Consider the following 19212-nt stretch of genomic DNA (forward strand, 5'->3'; position numbering starts at 1 on the left):
GTTACTGGAAATGTCCGAAGAGACCACCAACGGCGCTGTCGCGCCGGTCGATGCCGCCACCGGCCCCGCGTTCACCGTCGAGAAGATCTACGTCAAGGACGTTTCCTTCGAGTCGCCGAATGCCCCGTCGATCTTCAACGACCAGGTGCAGCCGGAACTGCAGCTCAACCTGAACCAGCAAGTCCAGCGTCTGGGCGAGAATGCCTTTGAAGTCGTGCTGGCCGTGACCCTGACCTGCCAGGCCGGCGAGCGCACCGCGTACGTGGCCGAAGTGAAGCAGGCTGGCGTGTTCGGCCTGGTCGGCCTGGACCCGCAGTCGATCGACGTGCTGCTCGGCACCCAGTGCCCGAACATCCTGTTCCCGTACGTGCGCCAGCTGGTCAGCGACCTGATCCAGGCCGGCGGCTTCCCGCCCTTCTTCCTGCAGCCGATCAACTTCGAAGGCCTGTACGCAGAAACCCTGCGCCAGCGCCAGGAGCAGGGCGACGCACCGTCGCTGGCTGACTCCGAGCCGGCCGGCAACGCCTGATCCCGGCCGCGACGTCACGGATGAGCACTACCGCTGACAAGATTGCCGTACTCGGCGCCGGTTCCTGGGGAACCGCGCTGGCGACGCTGCTCGCCCGCCACGGTCGCCAGACCGTGCTGTGGGGGCGCGATGCCTCCGTGGTCGAGGCCATCGACCAGCGCCACGAGAATCCGCGCTACCTGCCGGGCATTCCGTTGCCGGAATCGCTGCGCGCCACCACCGACCTCGCGTCGGCGGTGGAAGGTGCCGCCTGGATCCTGGTGGTGACCCCGTCGCATGCATTCGGTGAAACCGTGCGCGCGCTGGCACCGCTGCGTCCGGCTGGTGCTGGCGTGGCCTGGGCAACCAAGGGCTTCGAGCCCGGCTCCGGCCGCTTCCTGCATGAAGTGGCGCGTGAAGTGCTGGGTGAGGACGTGCCGCTGGCCGTTGTCACCGGGCCGTCATTCGCCAAGGAAGTAACCCTGGGCCTGCCGACCGCGATCACCGTGCACGGCGACGTGCCCGAGTTCGCGCAGACGGTGGCCGAGGCGATGCATGGTCCGGCGTTCCGCGCCTATACCGGCGACGACATGGTCGGTGCCGAGCTGGGCGGTGCGATGAAGAACGTGCTGGCCGTGGCCACCGGCGTCGCCGATGGCATGCAGCTGGGCCTGAACGCCCGTGCCGGCCTGATCACCCGTGGCCTCAACGAGATGCTGCGCCTGGCGGCAGCGATCGGCGCCAAGCCGGAAACGCTGATGGGCCTGGCGGGGCTGGGCGACCTGGTGCTGACCTGCACCGGCGACCTGTCGCGTAATCGCCGCCTGGGCTTGGCCCTGGGCCGCGGGCAGACGCTGCAGGACGCCATCCGTGAAATCGGTCAGGTGGTCGAGTCGGTGCAGACCGCAGACGAAGTGATGCGACAGGCGCGCCGTCATGGTATCGACCTGCCCATCTCTGACCGCGTGCGCGCCGTGCTGCATGGCGAGCAGACCCCGGAAGAAGGATTGCGTGCGCTGTTGGCACGCGAACAGAAGCCGGAGTATCCGGATACGCTGTTCAAGTGAATCGAAAACCCCGGCCCAGTGCCGGGGTTTTTTTCTGTGCGTGCGCGAAACCCATCCACGCATGGCGTGGATCTACTGCGGAACCCGCAGCGCCCATCACCGCGACCGCGGCGGCGTGTTGGTGTTGTCCATGTCCGAAAAAATCATCCACGGCCCACCCGCCACGCGCTTCAACGTCAGCGTGAACTTTCCGGCATCACCCACGTTGCTGCCGTAGGTGTAGGCACCAATGATGTAACCGGTGGATTCCTCTGCGGCATAGGCCAGCGCACGCAGCCGCAACGGGCTGCTTCCCTGGCCGGCATACGCTGCCTCGATTGCCGCGCGCCCGCGCACAGGCGGCTGGTTGCTCTGCAGGATGAAACCGTCCTCGGAGAAAAGCCCTGCCAATGCCTTCGCATCACCCGTGCGCCACGCCTGTTCGTAATCGCGCAGCACCCGATCCAGCGCAGCGGGCAGGGCGACATCGGCAAGGTGTGCGGCGGGCGAGGGCGCAGCGGCCTCCTGCGCAACGACAGGCGCGGCCACCAACAGGCCACTGATGAGAATCACGGCAAGTCTTGAACGGCACATGCGTCTGCATCCTGGCGGTGATGGAAGGCGTGACTGCCAGAGTATCCGTCTTGGCTGGCGGGTAGAATCACGCGGGCGCCAGCTGGGCGAATGCATACAGGACAGGGAATGACGTCTCGAATGATTGGAATGGCGGCGATGGTCGCGTTGCTGGCCGCGTGCACGCAGACGCCGGCACCCGCACCGGACGTAGGCACCGCTGCCGCGCCCGCCGCTACCGCCGCACCGGCGACCGAAGCTCCAGCCGCCACCGCTACGGTGGTCGAGAACGAGCCGTCCATCGAAGACGGCGTGGACCCTTCGGTGTGGGACAACGAAGGTGAGCCGGAAGGAGAGACCCCCGGCGCGGAGCTCACCTGCAAGGACAATCCGCTGGCCACCTATTTCTTCACCCTGGTCGGCGGCAACACCGTGGACGACTGCGGCCGCAAGGACCCGAAGGTGCTGGCCGCGTTCAATGCCCTGATGAAGAACACTGTGGCGGCCGAATCGCCCGACAAGAGCATCCCCTCCCTGCGCGAACGCCTGCTGAGCGGTCCCAGCGGGCCTGGCGAACTGATGGTGCTGCAGGGCGAGCCGTGGTGGCTCTACACCGCTTGCCAGGCGCACCAGTGCCCGACCACCGCGTTGGCGATGCTGTACTCACCGAGCCAATCGAAGATGGTCGGTCGCCTTACCGCCCGCTGCAAAGTGTGGTGGCTGGGCGAGCCGACTGCGGAGCAGCGTGCCCTGATCGATCGCGAGCGGCCGGTGGACGAGGCGATGCTGAAGGAAGAAGGCGATCCCTGCGAATGATGGGCGGTAACGCCGGAAGATTTTCCGGCGTTACTCTTCCGGCCGCATCCGTGCGCTGACCTGCGCGGTCAGCGCCAGGCACGCCATCATCAAACCCTCCATCACCCGATCGCCCACGTATTCGCCGTCCGGGCCGTTCTGGCGGACCCGCTCGGCCGCCAGCAGCATCTCCAGCGCGATGCGCAGGCCTGCCAGTGCGCAGTCCGCATCGGCCAGTGCCATGCGCCGGCCGGGCATCTGGTGACGCTCCGGCCAGGGTTGGCCATCGGCAGCTGCGCCTTTGCCAATCCGCGTCAGGGTGGCGATGAAAGCCGTGGGGTCGAGCGCAGGCGTTTGTTCCGGTGCCCCATCGTCCGCAGCGCGATAGGGGTGGGGGCGGGGGAATTCCGGTGTGGTCATGGCTCGAGCTCCGTGCAGGACAGACGGTAGCCGCCACACAAAGGTGGCGGGCGGAGACGTGGCTCGAAAACCGGGCTTCTGTTGAACCGGCAGGCACAAGGCCTCCACGCTCCGCCCGCCATAGCCGGCAGACGGATTGCCGGCCGGCGCCACACGGGGTGACGCCGGCCGGCAAGCGTAATCAAACAGAAGCACGGGTTTTCGAGGCCCGGCCATCTTTTCTTGATGGCCCGTCATCTGTACCGCTGCCACTGCGTAGCGCCAATCAGAAGAGTTGCATTCAACGCTTGATGCAAGACGCTTTCGGCATTCTTGCATGCTGTTAAGCCGCCCCAGACGCCGATGGCGCAAGGGCCCTGAGCGATAGAGGGATATGCGACATGCGTCGTGGTTGTCAGCGTAGTGCGCTGTCACCTCAGCGAGGCAATGACGACAGAGCCGCCAAAAAGCGGGCGCAACTGGACTAAGCTCCTGTCGTGCTGCAGGAGGTCGTTTTGCAAAAACCCTTGATCATCACCCTGGAAGCGGCCTTTGCAGGATTCACCTTCCTTCCCTGGTTCGCGTGGGCGAGCAACAGCCTCAATCCGAAGCTGATTCTCCATGCAGATCATGTGGAGTATCGCGTTCTTCGGACGCGCACCCGGCCCTACAGCGAGATCGCCAGGGTGGACTATCGGAAAGCCCCCGGAACCGAGAATGTTGTGCTGGAGTTCCACGCAGCGAAGATGACTTTCATCGCCAATACCGGATTGGTTGGGCGGACCAGGGAAGCCATCACGCTGCTGCACCAGCAGGGCTGCCCGCTTTCAGAGCGCGCGCAGGCGTTGTTGTTGCCTACCGGCCCGTAGATCCGACATCTGCCCAGCCCTCCCTTGCTCAAGCGTCTCATCAGTGACCAAAACAGCGCGCACTTCGGGAGTTGTCGTAATTTTTTTGCCCGAAGACAGATTTGGCGCAGCCAATAGAAGCTTTCCCCTTTCTTTCTGCAGCTTTCGACGTTCGGACATGCATTCAATGGCAATCGTAGTGTTGCCCGATGTCCAATTAGAAAACGCTCAGTCCGAAAGCACCCGTGAAGTACCAAGAGGTAATGATGACGTTACATAGCCCGTGACTAACTGCCCTCTGGGTCGTTGTCATCCGAAGCTTGATGGCCGTCATGCATAGGATCATGGACGCCAGGAATGCCCAGAGGAATGCCCCTTTATGCGCAAACGCAAAGAGGGCGGAAACCATGACGGAAGAGGCGATGTAGTGTAGCCCGCCGAGGCCGCGCAACAGCAAATGGCGGGCCACCTTCTCTTCGAAAAGCGGCGCGGTCAGCGCGGTCGAGAGTAGACCCTGCAGCAGCGGCAAGACGGGCACATCGGTCAGATCCTTGAACTCTGTTCTTTGAATCGATGGGTATGCAAAGAACAACACCCACAGACTTGCCAAAAGGATGCCAAGCGCAACGCACGAGACGGTTGATCGCGGCCCCCACTTCATTCCCTTCTGATCTGGGAAAGTGAAATGAAGGAACAGGAAGATCATCAATTCCACTGTCGGCCTGGAGAACGGCACATCCAAGTGCCTCCCTAACGCAGACAGGATCCCGGCCAGCAAAACTGCGCCAATGCCCGCGACCAGCATCGCAGATCGTTCATCCAATCCTGCGCCTTCTAGAATCCTCCTCATCTGATACTAGTTGTGCAGACCGCCAGAGGCAGCTCAGACGGGGCTCCTGGCTTAGCCAATTGCCTTGAGAGCCAGATCCAAAACGCCGAGGTCATTGACCGGCGCGACTTCAATACATTCCTGCTCACAAGCGCAATCCGCCGCAGTCAAGCCAATCCATCCTCTTGGCCTCCAAAACTTTGGCGCGAAATAGCTCTCGTGACATGTCGCATCCTTGCCCCATTCATCCTTCGTCTAAATTGATATCAGCGGGGCGCCACGAGTGTCAACGATTATGAAAATGCAGGCTCCCTGAGCCACAGGAGCACTCGCCGAAATGGCCCATCTGCATGCTACGGTGTCGGCTCGACAACAGGCTGGCCGGTGCATCTTGACGCGCGCTCTTGAGTATCTCTTCGCCTGTATCCTGGCGTGCTTCAGCGTCGACGTGCTGGCGTCGAATGACGGGCCGTTGCCTGAATCGCTGAATGCCGGCGACCTGAGCGGCACAAGCAGCGAGCAGGGGCCGTTCACGCACCCCATCAACCGGCAGGCGGATGCGCCGCTGGTTGCGATGGGAAACGACGGCAAGCGCTTGCAATACGGTCTTTACCGCGAACGCGGTGCCAGCAGCGCACGCAATATCGTTCCGGATTTTTCCCGCGCAGGTTATCGGGGAGGTGGCGTCAGTCTGCCCGACCGAGCGAGCATTCCTGTGATCGAAGTTGTCGAGCCAAACACTAATGGTGACGACTACCCGCGCATCCAGGCCGCAATCGACGCGGTCGCCGCACGGTCCAGTGACCACCGCGGCCTGCGCGGTGCAGTCCTGCTGCTGCGCGGCCGCTATACGCTGAGTCAGACGCTGGTCATTCGATCCAGCGGCGTGGTGCTACGCGGCGAAGGTCGCGGTGCCGACGGCACAGTGATCCGCTCCGGGGTCCGCGAGCAGCAGGGCAGAATCATTGATCTGGGCGAGAAGGAATCGGCGGCGCCGCGCGCAGCCCGCGACGCGCGCCGAACCGCGATCACCATGGACTACGTGCCCGTGGGGGCAATGCGGATCACTGTGAGGTCCGCAGCGGGCTATCGCGTTGGTGACACTGTGGCCATCGTCAGGGAGCCCAATGCCCGATGGCTCGGCCCCGAAGGTATCGATACTGCGCGCTACCGCTGGACTCCCAGTGATTACGCGGTGTACAGCGAACGGGTTGTTACCGCGGTGAAGCATGACACGCTGACCCTCGATGCACCGATCATGGATGCCATCGAGACGCGCTTCGGTGGGGGCCGCATCTATCGCACGAACCCCAGCCGCATCTCCGAGGTTGGCGTCGAAGATCTGCGCGTTGAGGGCAATCCTGAAACCAGTACGGTCAACGGCACCGCCGATACCGGCCCGTTCACTGCCATCCGTCTCGGCGCGATTCGCGATTCGTGGGTACGCAATGTCACCGTGCGCTATGTGTCACATGGGTTCGTTACCCGAAGCGGCGCCTACTTCAATACCCTCCAGGATATTGCCTATCTCGACCCGCGCTACGGCGAAACCCAAGGCGCGCGCCGCTATGTATTCCTGTATGAGGGAAACTCCGCCTTCAACCTCATCCAGCGCTGCTACAACCAAGGTGGTAGACATACTTTCGTCATCGGCGCGCGGGTGCCTGGCCCCAACGTATTTCTGGACTGCCTCGCTGTAGGCGACAGCAACGACAGTGGTCCGCATCACCGCTGGTCCACCGGCACCCTGTACGACAACACCAAGGGTTACATGCTGCGGGCACAGAACCGGCGGTACAGCGGAACGGGTCACGGTTGGGCGGGCGCACAGCAAATGTTCTGGAACACCGAGCACGACATCTACGTCGTCCAGGCGCCGCCGTTCGCGATGAACTGGAGTGTGGGACAGGTCGGCTCTATCGCCGCGGGCAAGTTCCCGCCAGAGGAGCCGGCCGGCATCGTGCAATCGATGGGGCAGGTCGTTACGCCACGCAGCTTGTATCTGCAGCAGTTGCGTGATCGCTTGGGCGAACAGGCGGTGGTCAACGTCACCACTGAAGAGCAACGCAACGGACGCATCTGGGATAGCCTGTCAGCTGGTGCGGGGGAATAGCGCTCGTTTCAAAGAAAGGCCCCTGAAGTAAATGTCCAGTACCGGCCAGAACCGGTCGTTTACCTAAGGCAGGGGCTCATCGGCCCTCCACGGCTTAGCCTGAAAAGGCCGCAACCGCCCTCGAATCAGCCTTCACCCGGGTTCCATGGGATGATGCGCTGCCCACCGGACGAACGACCATGCAGAAGCTGACGGACCCCCATCTGCTGGACGACATCGCCGAGATTGGTCGAATCCAGGCCGTGCCGCGTATCCTGGAGACCGTAGCCCACATCACGGGCTCACGCTTCACCGCCATTGCCCGCGTGACCCAGACCACCTGGACCGCCTGCGCCACGTTCGACACCCTGGGGTTTGGGCTTGTTCCCGGTGGCCAACTGGTGCTCGAAACAACCATCTGCGATGAGATCAGGCAGTCGGCGACGTCGGTGGTATTTGCGCATGCGAGCAAGCACCCGGTTTACGCCACGCATCACACGCCGCGGATCTACGGGCTCGAGAGTTATGCGTCCGTTCCCATCCATCGGCCGGACGGAAGTTTCTTCGGCACACTCTGCGCGATTGACTCGGCACCGGCCAGCTTCGACGTCGCCCACGTGCAGAGATCCATGGAGCTGCTGGCCGATCTGGTAGGAAGCTACCTCGACAAGGAAGATCGCCTCGAGCGAGCGGAAACTGCGCTCTCCGACGCGCACCGCGTCGCCGACCTGCGCGACCAGTTCATCGCCGTGCTGGGTCATGACCTGCGCAGTCCTCTGCAGGCAATCAGCATCGCCGCGGAGTCGCTGGCATCTGAGCTGAACGCTGAGGGTCAGCAACGAATGCTCGCGCACATCGCCTCAGGCGTTGCCAGAATGGATGGACTGATCAACGACGTGCTTGATTTCGCCAGGGGGCGTCTGGGCGGCGGCATTCCCATCGCGCTGCAGCTGACAAGCACGCTGGAAGAAGACCTGAAACGGGTTGTGGAAGAGGTGGCAATCGCCACTGGCCGCCAGGACATCAAGGTCCACATAAAGATAGACGACGACGTGGTCTGCGACCCGAGCAGATTGGCACAGCTCCTGGCCAACCTGCTCACCAATGCAGCGGTACACGGAGAGCGCTCGTCCCCGATTACGCTGACCGTTCACTCCGAGCCGGAAATGCTCACGCTCGACGTACACAACGAGGGACACATTCCATCAGCGAGGTTGGACGCGATTTTCAGCCCATTCTCACGTGAAAAGAGTGAGCGTCCGCGGCCGGGTCTCGGCCTCGGCATCTACATTGCGTCGGAGATCGCGCGGTCCCATGGCGGCACGCTGGAGGTGGAGTCCAGTGCGGCCGCCGGCACCTTGTTCACGTTCAAGATGCCCAGGCTGGAGCTTCCGTAACGGTCTGCCGCGACCAGGTCCGCAGCCTTCAACGGGGTTTCATTTGCGGGCGTGTCGCTCGTCTTTTTCATCCACGTCCTTCGCAGCCGCGCGACTCTGCGCGAACTCCGGGAACGTTTCTTCGATCGAGTCCTTGTCCGGCAGCACGTAGAACACGCCGCCTTTCTCAAACGTGGGATGCACGATCTGCTCGTAGAACCCGGGCGAGACATTGATGCAGCCGTGGGTGACACGGTTGTCGTCCGGTGTGGCGGATGCCAGTCGTTCGCTGCGCTTCTCTTTCGGGGTGCCCGGGGGAAGCGGGTGCATTGAAACGGCGGAATCGTAGTCCACCCACAGCACGCGTCCGGCGTCCTCGGACGGGCCATAGGCGCCAATGAAACGACCCGCCGGGGTGGTGCGGTCGTGGCCGGGAATCGCGCTCAGTGCGAGCTTGGCGACGCCGGGTGCCGAGTGATCGCCGATGGCCGAACCAAACAGCGCTGGCGCTGCGCCGCGCAGCTTGCCGTCACCGCCGAAGACCAGGACCTGCGCAGCCGCCTTGTCCATGATCGCGAACGGATAGCCCTGGTTGTCCTTGCTGGCCACGACCCAGCCGGCCAGTTCAATCACCGTATCGGACACTTCCTGGCCCTGCGGAAGTTCATCGGCGGCGGTCGCCGTTTCCGTGGGTGCGTCCTTGGCTTCCTTGGCGTTCCTGGCGCTGGCTGCGCCGGTTCCTGCCAGTGCCAGCGCGATGGCCAGCGTGGCCGATACGGCCCGACGTGCAGGGAGTGAGTACGTACGAATGGGACGGCTCCTTCGGATGACGACCGAGAGGCTGAAAGACACCAGTGGCCGGTGAAGGCCACTGGTGTCTGGTTCAAGCGTTCATCAAAGTGGGTGGGAGAGCGGTTACCCGCGCGGCTTGCGGCCGGGGACCCTTTCGAGCTGCTGCACGCGGCCTTCGATCTGATCCAGACGCTGGTTGGCCTGCTGTGCAGACTGGTTGGCGGATTCGGCGCTCTGCGCCGCGCCCTGCACCTTCACGTCGAGCTGGTCGAGACGCGAGTTGATCGTTGCAAATTCGTCTTTGTAGGTGGCGCAAGCACCGAGGCTTACGGTAGCAACGATGGCTACGGTGACGGCACGTGCCGCGTTGATTTGCTGCTTGGTCAGGAACATTCCACTCCCTCCTTCGTCTGGGGAGTCTGGAATATAGCGGCGTTTGTTCCCGCCGCTGCGAAGTGCTTTCAGCTGCAGTTGGAAGACGTGGATGGCCTGTGAAGGTCGCGCAATCAGCAATCCTTAACAAGCGGGAACAAGCGAGCTCTGCTGCATCGGTTGATGTCCTTGTGCCACTTCAATCTCTCCAATTCATCAGCCTGAAGCCGACTCATGTTGTTCCTCTCAATGGCTGCAGATGAGCGTGGCGCACAACATCGACGCGCGCACCGCGCTTCCGTGCGTGCAGACCCCCGTGCGATCAATGACCGAAGCGGCTCGGGAGGTCGGCGTGCATCCAGCGAGCTACTACACGGCGCATCGAGAGTTCCCTGAACAGGAACCTCATTCATGTACCGGTCAGTTCAATATTCAGGGCCGATTTCATCAACAAACGGATAATTCACACCTGTCGAACGCCTCTTCTCTCTCCCCCTCCCGAGGGGCGTTCGACGAAACCAAAATAATTAAAGGTGTATCCCGATGATCAAGAATTCGCTGCTTGCCCTGGGTCTGTTGGCCGCGCTGCCGTTCGCCGCATCGGCTGCCGATGGCCTGTCGTACAACTACGTTGAAGGCGGCTATGTGAACACCGATGCCAAGGGCGGCGACGCTGATGGCTGGGGCGTGAAGGGCTCGGTTGCCGTGCACCCGAACTTCCACATCTTCGGTGATTACAGCAAGCAGGAAACCGACACTTTCAAGAACGATGTCGACCAGTGGCGCATCGGTGCCGGCTACAACTACGGCATCGCACCGAACACCGACCTGGTGGCTCGTGTTGCATACCAGAAGTTCGACATGAAGCACGGCCTGGACTTCAACGGCTACTCCACTGAAGTGGGCGTGCGCACCGCGTTCAACCCGTACCTGGAAGGCTATGCGCTGGCCGGTTACGAGGATTACAGCAAGAAGCACGGCATCAACCCGGACGGCGAGTTCTACGGCCGCGTCGGCGCCACCGCCAAGTTCAACCAGAACTGGGGCCTGAGTGGTGAAGTGAAGCTGGCCAAGGCCGGCGACCGCGAGTGGTTCGTGGGCCCGCGCTTCAGCTGGTAACAAACGCCTGTCGTTAGTGCGTGTAACTGGCGTGTGATCTCTCTCCCACACGCCAGCGAAGCCCGGCCTCGTGCCGGGCTTCTCTTTTTCCGGCATCGCTTTGCCACAATGGGGCATGGGCGATCCCTCCACTCCCGCTGGCACCGGCTCGGCCTACCAGGAACACCTGGCGCCTGCGCCGCTGCGTGGCCAGTTCGGCCAGCTCTGGCAGAGCCAGTTGCCTGCTGACGCCAGTGGCAACATCACCGTGCTGCCCGATGGCTGCGTGGACATTCTCTGGCGTGACGGTGCGCTGTTCGTGGTGGGGCCGGACCGTACCGCCGCACACCCGCAACTGGCCCCCGGGGCACAGGTGCTGGGCGCGCGGTTCCGGCCAGGCCAGGCATCGGCTGCGCTCGGCATCGACTTGTCCGGCATCGTCGGCCAAGCCGTGCCCCTGATCGAATTCAATGCCCGCTGGGCGACTCAGGCTGCGACCTGGATCGGTGACGCCGCGCCCGACCAGCGCCTGCAGCGCCTGGCTGACAGCCTGCAGCGGAACATGCCGGCGGCCGTGCTGGACGAACACACCCGCCGCGCGCATGCGCTGTTCGCGCACGCTGCCAGAGGCGATGCCAGCATCGACGCACTCGCCGCACATCTGGCCATGAGCCCGCGCACCCTGCGTCGCTTCAGCCAGACGCAGTTCGGTTACGGAGCAAAGTCGCTGGAGCGGATCCTGCGTCTGCAGCGGTTCCTGCGCCGCAGCCAGGCCCAACCGGCGCATAGTCTGGCGATGCTGGCCGTGGAGGCGGGCTATGCCGACCAGGCCCACCTCAGCCGCGACGCCCGCGAGCTTGCCGGCCTGACGGCAAGCGCGCTGCGCCAGCAGTGGGGACGTTGATGGCCGTTTCGTTCAAGACCCGGGCCCGACCCTGACCGATGCTGGGCGCTCCAACCACGGAGCCGCACCATGAGCCACGCAGACACCACCACTGCCGAACGCCGCATCGACAACGTCGAATTCAACGTCGCCGACATCGCCCGCAGCAAGCAGTTCTATGGGCAGGTCTTCGGCTGGTCCTTCACCGACTACGGCCCGGCCTATACCGAGTTCGATGACGGCCGCCTCAAAGGTGGCTTTGTCGCCGACGAGGCAGTGACGCCCTCAGGAGGCGCGCTGGTCATCGTGTACTGCGCGGACCTTGCCGACGCGCAGCAGCGCATCCTCGCAGCGGGCGGCGAGATCGTGCAGGCGGTGTTTGCCTTTCCCGGCGGCCGTCGCTTCCATTTCCGCGATCTGGACGGCTACGTGCTGGCGGTGTGGAGCGACGCCAGCTGATCCGTCTGCCTCTACAATCCGCCAATGGAAACGCACATCGACGCCTATGTAAGGCAGGCCGACGGCAACTGCATCAAGGTGGTGCTGTTCAATGGCCGCTCGCGGGCCTCGCTGCAGGCGCTGGGCTTCACCGCTGGCGAAGAAGACACCCTCACCCTGCCGGTCCCCGACGATGCAGCCAAGGCCGCCGTCTTCCGCCGCCTGCGTGATCTCGGCGTCGCCTTCTCGGCGGGCAGGGAGTGGTGCCCGGCCGACGTGTTCGAGCATCTCCGCGATGGCGGTGTGCTGGAGGGACCCTACCAGCGGGTTGCGTGGCGCACGCCTCGGCAGTTCACCGTGACCACGGCGTAGCCACAGCATGGACGTGATCGAGATCGATGGAGCGAATCTGCTGCGCGATGCTGCGGACGGCTGGCAGCTGCAGGTGTCCGTGGTCTCGCAGGACCGCACGCGGCTGGCCTGCATCCTTCGTGTCGGGCAGCGCTTTCGCGTCGAGCGGTTCCTGCGCGGACACATGCGGCCGCAGTGGCACGGGGAGTGGTGGTTGCAGCAGCCGCAGCACTCGATCACCGACAGCGGGCTGCAGGCACAGGTGCTTGCCGACGAGTGGCTGGCGCCCGTCGGCTGACCACCGCGAACTGAGAACCGCTCCGTCGCCGGCAAGGTCGTTCCGCTATGATCGCCCGCACATTGCCGCAGGCGATGTGCCCGCCTCAAGCCAGCAGGAACCATCGTGAACGCCCAGCCCGCACCCATCACCGCCCTCAACCACACGCTCGACAACGAGCCGCAGCAGATCACCGCGCCGCTGACCCATTCGGCCGCGTTCCTGGTGCTGACGGTGAAGGACGATGCGGCATCGCTGGCGAAAGTGCGCGAGGTGCTGGCCAGCACCGATGACCTGATCAAGAACACTGCCATCCGCGAGATCGAGCGCACCTTCACCTGCAACGTGGCCATCGGCCACCGCGTGTGGGCGCCGCTGGTGGGCAGTACGCCGCCGCGCGAGTTGAAGCCGTTCCAGGAAGTGAAGGGTGCGACCCACACGGCAGTCTCCACGCCGGGCGACCTGCTGTACCACATCCGTGCACGCACGATGGATCTGATCGTGGCCTTCGAGCGCAACCTGATGATGGCCTTCGGCGATGCGGTGGACGCGGTGGATGACGTGGCCGGTTTCCGCTACTTCGACGGCCGCGACCTGCTCGATTTCGTCGACGGCACGGCCAACCCCGAAGGCCTGTCACTGCCGGAGGCGACCATCGTCGGCGACGAGGATCCCGACCATGCCGGTGGCAGCTACGTGGTGGTGCAGAAGTACCTGCACAACCTCGATGCCTGGCGTGCGCAGAAGACCGAGGCGCAGGAGGCGATCATCGGCCGCACCAAGCACGACAACATCGAGCTGGACGACGCACCGGCCGACGCGCAGAAGTCGCACAAGACGCTGTGCACCATCGAGGATGCCGACGGCGAGCACGAGATCCTGCGCGACAACATGCCCTTCGCCAATCCGGGGCGCGGCGAGTACGGCACCTACTTCATCGGCTACACGCGCCGGCTGTGGGTGATCGAGAAGATGCTGGAGCGGATGTTCATCGGCAATCCCGCGCCGCTGCACGACCGCATCCTCGATTTCTCCACCGCGACCACGGGCGTCACCTTCTTTGCGCCCTCGCGCAAGGTGCTGGCCGACCTGGGCGACTGATCACGCCGGGTGGGGCAGCCAGGTGGATCCACGCCATGCGTGGATGGATCAACCGGTTGCCCGGAACAGCCACGCATGGCGTGGCTCTACTGCGCCGCCATCTGCCTGTCATCTACTGCGCCGACCATGACGCGTTGGGATGGACGTGGAGACGTGGGTGATGGCTTCCGCAGGAAACAAGCGCACCTCGCGCCGTGGCTGGCGCCCGTTGGCATGGTTGCTGGGCCTGTTGGCGCTGGGGAGCGCCAGCGTGTCCGCACAGGACGCGCCTGCGCATTGGATGGCCTATGCCGCCTCCGTCAGCGGCGAGTTGCAGCAGCGTCTGCAGCAGGAGCAGGATCCGCACGCGCAGCGCCTGCCGGCCTGGCTGCAGGAACACCCCGATGCGCCGGCGCCGTTGGTGGTGAGCGTGTGGATCGCCGGCGATGGCGCCATCTCGAAACTGGAATTCGACAGCCTGGGTGATGCACGGGTCGATGCCGATCTGCGTGCGGCGCTGCAGGCCACGCCGTTGCCGGCGGCGCCGCCGAAGGACATGCGACAGCCATTGCGATTGGGGCTGACCCTTACCCAGTAGAGCCACGCCATGCGTGGATGCCGGGCATCGGTAGACGCCAACCTTGGTTGGCGCTCACCTGCCGACCAAGGTCGGCATCTACCAAACGCAGCCACGCATGGCGTGGCTCTACTGCGCAGGTACTGCCTGCGGCTCGCGCGCGGCGGCGCGCCATGCCCGCAGCCCGAACAGCGCCAGGCCCAGGAAGAACACGTACAACGCGGCGGTCACGTGCAGCGATTTGAACAGATAGGCGCCCACGTAGACCACGTCCACCACGATCCACACCCACCAGCAGGCCGTGTGCCGGCGTGCCTGCCACCATTGCCCGACCAGGCTCAGTGCAGTCAGCATCGCGTCCAGCCACGGCAACGCTGCATCGGTGAAGGTGTGCATGCCGGCGCCAAGCGCCACGCCGCCACACAGGCCGATGGCCAGGTCGCGCAGCAGCTTGCCGCGCGCCAACGGCACGATGCGGATGCTGCCTTCATCGGCGGCGTGCTGGCGCCAGTTGATCCAGCCGTAGACCAGGAAACCACCAAAGGCGACCTGCAGCAGCGTGTCCGAGTACAGCTTGGCTTCGGCGAACACCGCGCCGTACAGCGCGACCGACAGCAGGCCGACCGGCCACGCGGCCAGCCGTCGCTTTGCCATCAGCCACACCCCGAGGATGCTGAAGAGCGCGGCAGTCCACTCGAGCGCGACGCCGCTCACAGCGCGAACGTCACCGACAGGCGCGCCTGCCGCGGCGCACCCGGGAACAGGTAGTAGTCACCGCCGCTGCTGCCGGTGTCGCGCCAGTAGAAGCGGTTGAACAGGTTGTCCACCGACAGGTTCCAGCTGACCGCACGGTCGTGCAGGCGGTGCTGGAAGCGCAGGCCGGCGTCGAACACCGAGTAGTCCGGTGCGCGCACACCGCCGTCGGCGCGGGCCACGTTGGAGGAGGCATAGCGCCAGCCACCCGTCACATCCAGGCCTTCAACGAACTGCAGCGCGTAGGCCAGGTGCACGCTGGCGCGCACCTTGGGCACGTTCACCAGCTGATGGCCTTCATAGGCCGGGGTGCCGGTATCGCGTGCGCGCGCCTGCAGCACGCTGGCGCTGGCGACGATCTGCAGCGCGTCGGTCAGCTGGCCGTTGGCGGTCAGTTCCAGGCCGGTATGGGTCTGCTGGCCTTCTTCGACGAAGGTGTAGCCGACGTCGCTGCCGTCGGGCTTTGCGTACTGGTAAGGCTGGGAGGTGCGGAACACGGCCGCGCCCAGGGTGAGGGCGTCCACCGGCACGTACTTCACGCCCACTTCCAGCTGCCGCGACTGCATCGACGGCAGGAAGGTATCGGCGTTGGACGTCCAGAACGGTGCTTCCTGGCCCAGCGAAATGCCGCGCACATAGCTGGCGTAAGCATTGAGCTGGTCGGTGGCCTTCCACACCAGCGCGGTCTGCGGCAGGAAGCGCGACAGGCGGCTGTGGCGCTGCGGCGTGCCGCGCTTGTCGTAGGCGCGCTCGTCCAGGCGCACGAAGCGGCCGCCGGCCAGCCACTGCCAGTCATCGCCGAAGCTCATCCGGTCCAGCGCGAAGAACGCGGTCTGCCGGCTGTCCAGGCGCCGTGCCGATGCACCCGGCATCTTCGGCGAGGGCTCGAACACCGGCACCTGCACGTCGTGGATGTTGCTGGTGCCGACGTACTCGTTGACGCTCGGGCGCTTGTCGATGGTGCGGCGGAAGTAGTCAGCGCCGATGCTCAGCTGGTGGCCGACGCTGCCGGTCTCGAAACTGCCGCGCAGTTCGGCACGGGCCTGCTGGTTGCGGCGGGTGTCATCCGGGCTGCGGTAGTCGTAGACGTCGTAGTCGCCGTTGGGGGCGAAGTAGTTGCCCGGCACGCTGCCGTCTGCGCACCCTGCGGTGTAGTAGCAGCCGTAGGCGAAGGCGACGTTGTCATCGATCACCGAACGGCTGTGGCCGACCGAGACGCGCGACTGCCACGCATCGTTGAAGTCATAGGTGTGCAGCGCGGTGATGTTGGTGCTGGCAATGTCCACCGGCCGCTGCCACGGCTGGTAGCCGAGCAGGCGTTCGCGGTCGACGCCGCGTGGCAGGTCGCGCGCGCCCAGCAGCTGGAAGCCGGACACCGAGCGCTGCGAGCTGGTCTGGTAGTTGGCATCCACTTCCAGCTTGCCGTGTTCGCCGATCAGCCAGTCGGTGGCCAGCGAATAGAAGTTGCGGCGACCGTCGGCATGCTCGACGTAGGAATCACTGGCATCCCAGGCGGCGTTCAGACGCACGCCGAAGCGCGGGGTCAGCCAGTGGCCGACATCCACGGCTGCATAGCGCGAGCCTTCCGAGTCGATGCCCAGGGTGACCGTGCGCACTTCCGCCGGGCGCTTGCCCACGTAGTTGATGATGCCGCCGGGTGCCATCACGCCAGCCGCGAGGCCGGCTTCGCCCTTGAGGATCTGCACTTCCTGGATGTTCTCCAGCGCCAGGCGCTGCTCGCCGGCGATGGACATGCCGTTGAAGCGGTAGCCGGTGGCCGCATCCAGCGCGAAGCCGCGGATGGCGATGTTCTGGTAGTAGCCCACCGGCGCATAGGCATCGCCCAGCGAGGCATCATTGCTGGCCAGCTCGGACAGCGAACGCACCTGGCGGCGGTCGAGGTAGTCGCGCTCCAGCACATTCACCGAGGCGGGGGTGTCCTTCCAGGAGCCGCCGCCGAAGGCGTTGACGCGCGAGGTGTCGGCCTTCGGTTTGCCGGCCTGCACGCGCACCGCCGCCAGTTCGGTGGGCGAGGAGGGCGCATCAGCGGCGCCGGTGCCTGCCTCGCTGGCGTACAGCGGCAGGGCGGCGCACAGGGCGAGGGCGAGCAGGGTGGGGCGCAGGCAGCGGTTCATTCGATTCGTCTTCAGACAACAAGGGAGACGAAGCGACGGCGCGCAGGTGCACCGGCCCATGACGGGGGTGTGGCTGCGGCTCAAAGCTCCCTACGCCGGTGCAAACCGGATCAGGTTCCAAGGGACTCTCTCAGCCTGGCAAATCCAGGCACCCCCGCTTCAGGTGACCATTTCACTACAAATGGTACGGATTTGCGAGCTACCGCCCTTCAGCCGGGGTCAGATCCCTTTCCAGCGGAAAGGGATCTGACCCCGGCTGAGCGCATCATCGACGCATGGCGTCGATCTACTGAGTACCCCGCGTGTTGGGTGGCTCGCGGCTCACGCGGCGGCGTGCAGGGCAGCCAGCAGGGCCTGGCCGGGGGCCGTGGTGAACCACGCCGGATGCCCGAGCATGAACGGCTGCCAGGCCACATCGGCGTTCGCGGTCGATCCGGTGACGCCCTCGAAATACTCCACTTCGGACAGAGCGAAGTCGAAATGCACCATCGGCAGCAGGTCGGCCAGCAGGTGCACGCGCGTGGGCGACAGCGGCAGCTCCTGCCGATAGCCGTCCAGCAGGGCCAGGGCGATGTCGATGCGCACAGCATCGGTGCCGCGCTCCAGTTGCAGCCAGGCCACCGCGTTGCGTTCGATCGCCGTGGCCAGGTCGAACAGCGCGCTGGTGGGCGAGGCCAGGCCGAAATCGAGCACCGTGGCAATCGTGCCGTCGTCGTTCCACAGCAGGTTGGAGACGTGCCAGTCGTTGTGCGCCCACAGCCGCGGTTCGTCCTGCAGGCGCGCGGCCAGGCCGTGGTGCCAGGGCAGCACATCGCGGCGCAGCTGTTCTTCCCAGGGAATGCGCGCCAGGTAGCGGGCCAACCCGGGGCGGTTGCCGAGGTCGGCCTTCAGCGCGGCGATCGGGTCATCGGCGCGGATCAGGTCGTCGCGTGCCACCAGCAGATGGGTGCCGCGCTGCGGGGCGTGGTAGCTGGCGGCCGCGCGGTGCAGCGTGGCCAGCATTCTTCCTGCCTGGTGCGCCTGGGCGATGTCGGTCAGTGGTGACCATGACGGCAGTTCGCGATACAGGTCCTTGCCGGCGCCCACCGCATGCAGTTCGTAGGTCCACGGGCCGTGCTCGAGTGCGGTGCGGCCGTCGTTGCTGGCCAGCACCTGCACCACCGGCAGCGCGTGGCGGGCCAGATGCGCGATGAAACGATGTTCTTCTTCCAGGGTTTCAGCGCTGCGCACACTGTGGTGGTGGCGCTTGATGAAGACCGGACCGCCGGTGCCGTCGACGATGGCCGCGGCCGACAATGGACGCGGGCTGTGCCAGCGCAGCGTGCTGTCCGCGCCCAGCTGCGGAAAGTGGCCACGCAGCCAGGTGATCTCCTGTGCGTCGATCGCCGGCCAGTCGGCGGCGACCTCGTCGTTGTTGAGGCCCTGCACGCGATGGGGGGAAGAAGTCATGCCACGGCCGCTGGTGATTAAAGGAACATCCAAGGCTGCGCATTCAACGCCATGGACGCCACAGACGCAAACGGGCGGGTCATCGACCCGCCCGTCAGGGACGCCACGTGCGGCCTGTGGCCGGCGCGCTTACCAGCCGCGATGGCGGCCGCGGTCGTGGTAGTAACGGTTGTCATGGCGCTCGCGCTGCCAGCGACGGTCATCGCGGCGGTCGTAGCCATAACCGCGGTTGTAGCCCCGGTCATAACGGCGGTCGTAGCCACGGTCGTAACGGCGGTCATAGCGCCCGTCGTAGCGTCGATCATGGCGGTCGGAGGTGGTCAGGTTGCCGATGGCGCCGCCGGCAACCGCGCCGCCGACGGTGGCAGCCGGATCGCCGTTGGAGATCAGGTGACCCGCCACGCCGCCGACGACGGCACCGACCACGGTGCGCTTGTCCTTCCTCGACATCGCGCTGGCATCACTGACCACGGCCACGCCGGCAAGAAGTGCCAGGGCCATCGCCAGACCACGGAAGCTGAGTGCGGAAGTGCTGAGCATG

Annotated in this window: 22 protein-coding genes and 1 riboswitch; of the genes, 13 read left to right on the plus strand and 9 right to left on the minus strand. The window is 64.9% G+C overall.

Going from position 1 to position 19212, the window contains the following annotated elements; translation table 11 throughout:
- Window positions 1-10 precede the first annotated feature (10 nt).
- Both secB and AC1DKR_RS07220 read left to right on the plus strand, forming a co-directional pair.
- Complete coding sequence (gene secB / locus AC1DKR_RS07215) at window positions 11-529, plus strand: protein-export chaperone SecB (protein ID WP_025875931.1); 519 nt, start codon at window positions 11-13, stop codon at window positions 527-529.
- A 20-nt stretch (window positions 530-549) separates the two neighbouring features.
- Window positions 550-1575: an NAD(P)H-dependent glycerol-3-phosphate dehydrogenase gene (locus AC1DKR_RS07220; RefSeq protein WP_312787535.1), complete on the plus strand. Its 1026-nt coding sequence runs from the start codon at window positions 550-552 to the stop codon at window positions 1573-1575.
- A 96-nt stretch (window positions 1576-1671) separates the two neighbouring features.
- On the opposite strand, the gene AC1DKR_RS07225 is transcribed toward AC1DKR_RS07220, so the two are convergent.
- Window positions 1672-2148 (minus strand): YybH family protein, encoded by a 477-nt coding sequence (locus tag AC1DKR_RS07225; protein WP_312787534.1) that lies wholly within the window; start codon window positions 2146-2148, stop codon window positions 1672-1674.
- Window positions 2149-2256: 108 nt separating this feature from the next.
- Here AC1DKR_RS07225 and AC1DKR_RS07230 point away from each other — a divergent pair, with 108 nt between their 5' ends.
- Window positions 2257-2943, plus strand: a complete 687-nt coding sequence (locus tag AC1DKR_RS07230; protein WP_478032012.1) for a hypothetical protein — start codon at window positions 2257-2259, stop codon at window positions 2941-2943.
- Window positions 2944-2973: 30 nt separating this feature from the next.
- On the opposite strand, the gene AC1DKR_RS07235 is transcribed toward AC1DKR_RS07230, so the two are convergent.
- The gene (locus tag AC1DKR_RS07235; RefSeq protein ID WP_312786275.1) at window positions 2974-3342 is read right to left on the minus strand and encodes a hypothetical protein; all 369 of its coding nucleotides are present in this window, start codon (window positions 3340-3342) and stop codon (window positions 2974-2976) included.
- Between the two features lie 506 nt (window positions 3343-3848).
- Here AC1DKR_RS07235 and AC1DKR_RS07240 point away from each other — a divergent pair.
- A complete protein-coding gene (locus AC1DKR_RS07240; protein ID WP_478032014.1) occupies window positions 3849-4190 on the plus strand; it encodes a hypothetical protein in 342 nt (113 codons plus the stop codon).
- A 196-nt stretch (window positions 4191-4386) separates the two neighbouring features.
- Here AC1DKR_RS07240 and AC1DKR_RS07245 read toward each other — a convergent pair whose 3' ends face one another.
- Window positions 4387-4974 (minus strand): CPBP family glutamic-type intramembrane protease, encoded by a 588-nt coding sequence (locus AC1DKR_RS07245; RefSeq protein ID WP_478032016.1) that lies wholly within the window; start codon window positions 4972-4974, stop codon window positions 4387-4389.
- Between the two features lie 361 nt (window positions 4975-5335).
- Here AC1DKR_RS07245 and AC1DKR_RS07250 point away from each other — a divergent pair, with 361 nt between their 5' ends.
- Window positions 5336-7111: a hypothetical protein gene (locus tag AC1DKR_RS07250; RefSeq protein ID WP_478032018.1), complete on the plus strand. Its 1776-nt coding sequence runs from the start codon at window positions 5336-5338 to the stop codon at window positions 7109-7111.
- Between the two features lie 179 nt (window positions 7112-7290).
- Window positions 7291-8487 carry a GAF domain-containing sensor histidine kinase gene (locus AC1DKR_RS07255; protein WP_478032021.1) on the plus strand — a complete coding sequence of 399 codons (1197 nt, stop codon included), beginning with the start codon at window positions 7291-7293 and terminating at the stop codon, window positions 8485-8487.
- 39 nt (window positions 8488-8526) lie between these two features.
- Here AC1DKR_RS07255 and AC1DKR_RS07260 read toward each other — a convergent pair whose 3' ends face one another.
- Both AC1DKR_RS07260 and AC1DKR_RS07265 read right to left on the minus strand, forming a co-directional pair.
- Window positions 8527-9225 (minus strand): hypothetical protein, encoded by a 699-nt coding sequence (locus tag AC1DKR_RS07260; RefSeq protein ID WP_154881298.1) that lies wholly within the window; start codon window positions 9223-9225, stop codon window positions 8527-8529.
- 156 nt (window positions 9226-9381) lie between these two features.
- Window positions 9382-9651 (minus strand): hypothetical protein, encoded by a 270-nt coding sequence (locus AC1DKR_RS07265; protein ID WP_025875897.1) that lies wholly within the window; start codon window positions 9649-9651, stop codon window positions 9382-9384.
- 525 nt (window positions 9652-10176) lie between these two features.
- Here AC1DKR_RS07265 and AC1DKR_RS07270 point away from each other — a divergent pair.
- The 7 genes from AC1DKR_RS07270 to AC1DKR_RS07300 all read left to right on the plus strand — a co-directional run bounded on the left by AC1DKR_RS07270 (window position 10177) and on the right by AC1DKR_RS07300 (window position 14355).
- A complete protein-coding gene (locus AC1DKR_RS07270) occupies window positions 10177-10749 on the plus strand; it encodes an OmpO family porin (RefSeq protein WP_025875896.1) in 573 nt (190 codons plus the stop codon).
- Between the two features lie 115 nt (window positions 10750-10864).
- Window positions 10865-11632 carry a helix-turn-helix domain-containing protein gene (locus tag AC1DKR_RS07275; protein WP_394197305.1) on the plus strand — a complete coding sequence of 256 codons (768 nt, stop codon included), beginning with the start codon at window positions 10865-10867 and terminating at the stop codon, window positions 11630-11632.
- 69 nt (window positions 11633-11701) lie between these two features.
- Window positions 11702-12070 carry a VOC family protein gene (locus AC1DKR_RS07280; protein WP_478032023.1) on the plus strand — a complete coding sequence of 123 codons (369 nt, stop codon included), beginning with the start codon at window positions 11702-11704 and terminating at the stop codon, window positions 12068-12070.
- Window positions 12071-12094: 24 nt separating this feature from the next.
- Entirely contained in the window at window positions 12095-12421 is a 327-nt protein-coding gene (locus AC1DKR_RS07285; protein ID WP_312786270.1) for a hypothetical protein, read from the plus strand.
- Window positions 12422-12434: 13 nt separating this feature from the next.
- Entirely contained in the window at window positions 12435-12698 is a 264-nt protein-coding gene (locus AC1DKR_RS07290; RefSeq protein WP_478032025.1) for a hypothetical protein, read from the plus strand.
- A gap of 105 nt (window positions 12699-12803) precedes the next feature.
- A complete protein-coding gene (locus AC1DKR_RS07295) occupies window positions 12804-13778 on the plus strand; it encodes a Dyp-type peroxidase (protein WP_059063175.1) in 975 nt (324 codons plus the stop codon).
- Window positions 13779-13938: 160 nt separating this feature from the next.
- On the plus strand, window positions 13939-14355 hold the full coding sequence (locus AC1DKR_RS07300) for a TonB C-terminal domain-containing protein (RefSeq protein ID WP_478032027.1): 417 nt from the start codon (window positions 13939-13941) through the stop codon (window positions 14353-14355).
- Between the two features lie 108 nt (window positions 14356-14463).
- Here AC1DKR_RS07300 and pnuC read toward each other — a convergent pair whose 3' ends face one another.
- The 4 genes from pnuC to AC1DKR_RS07320 all read right to left on the minus strand — a co-directional run bounded on the left by pnuC (window position 14464) and on the right by AC1DKR_RS07320 (window position 19211).
- Window positions 14464-15048 carry a nicotinamide riboside transporter PnuC gene (gene pnuC / locus AC1DKR_RS07305; RefSeq protein WP_025875884.1) on the minus strand — a complete coding sequence of 195 codons (585 nt, stop codon included), beginning with the start codon at window positions 15046-15048 and terminating at the stop codon, window positions 14464-14466.
- On the minus strand, window positions 15045-17222 hold the full coding sequence (locus AC1DKR_RS07310; protein WP_478032029.1) for a TonB-dependent siderophore receptor: 2178 nt from the start codon (window positions 17220-17222) through the stop codon (window positions 15045-15047). Before AC1DKR_RS07310 ends, pnuC begins: the two co-directional genes overlap by 4 nt.
- Window positions 17223-17292: 70 nt before the next feature.
- Window positions 17293-17388, minus strand: a riboswitch (TPP riboswitch).
- A gap of 155 nt (window positions 17389-17543) precedes the next feature.
- The gene (locus tag AC1DKR_RS07315) at window positions 17544-18671 is read right to left on the minus strand and encodes a phosphotransferase enzyme family protein (protein ID WP_478032032.1); all 1128 of its coding nucleotides are present in this window, start codon (window positions 18669-18671) and stop codon (window positions 17544-17546) included.
- Between the two features lie 129 nt (window positions 18672-18800).
- Entirely contained in the window at window positions 18801-19211 is a 411-nt protein-coding gene (locus AC1DKR_RS07320) for a glycine zipper 2TM domain-containing protein (RefSeq protein WP_059063181.1), read from the minus strand.
- Window position 19212 lies beyond the last annotated feature (1 nt).

It is taken from the genome of Stenotrophomonas sp. 01N47, assembly GCF_056399165.1.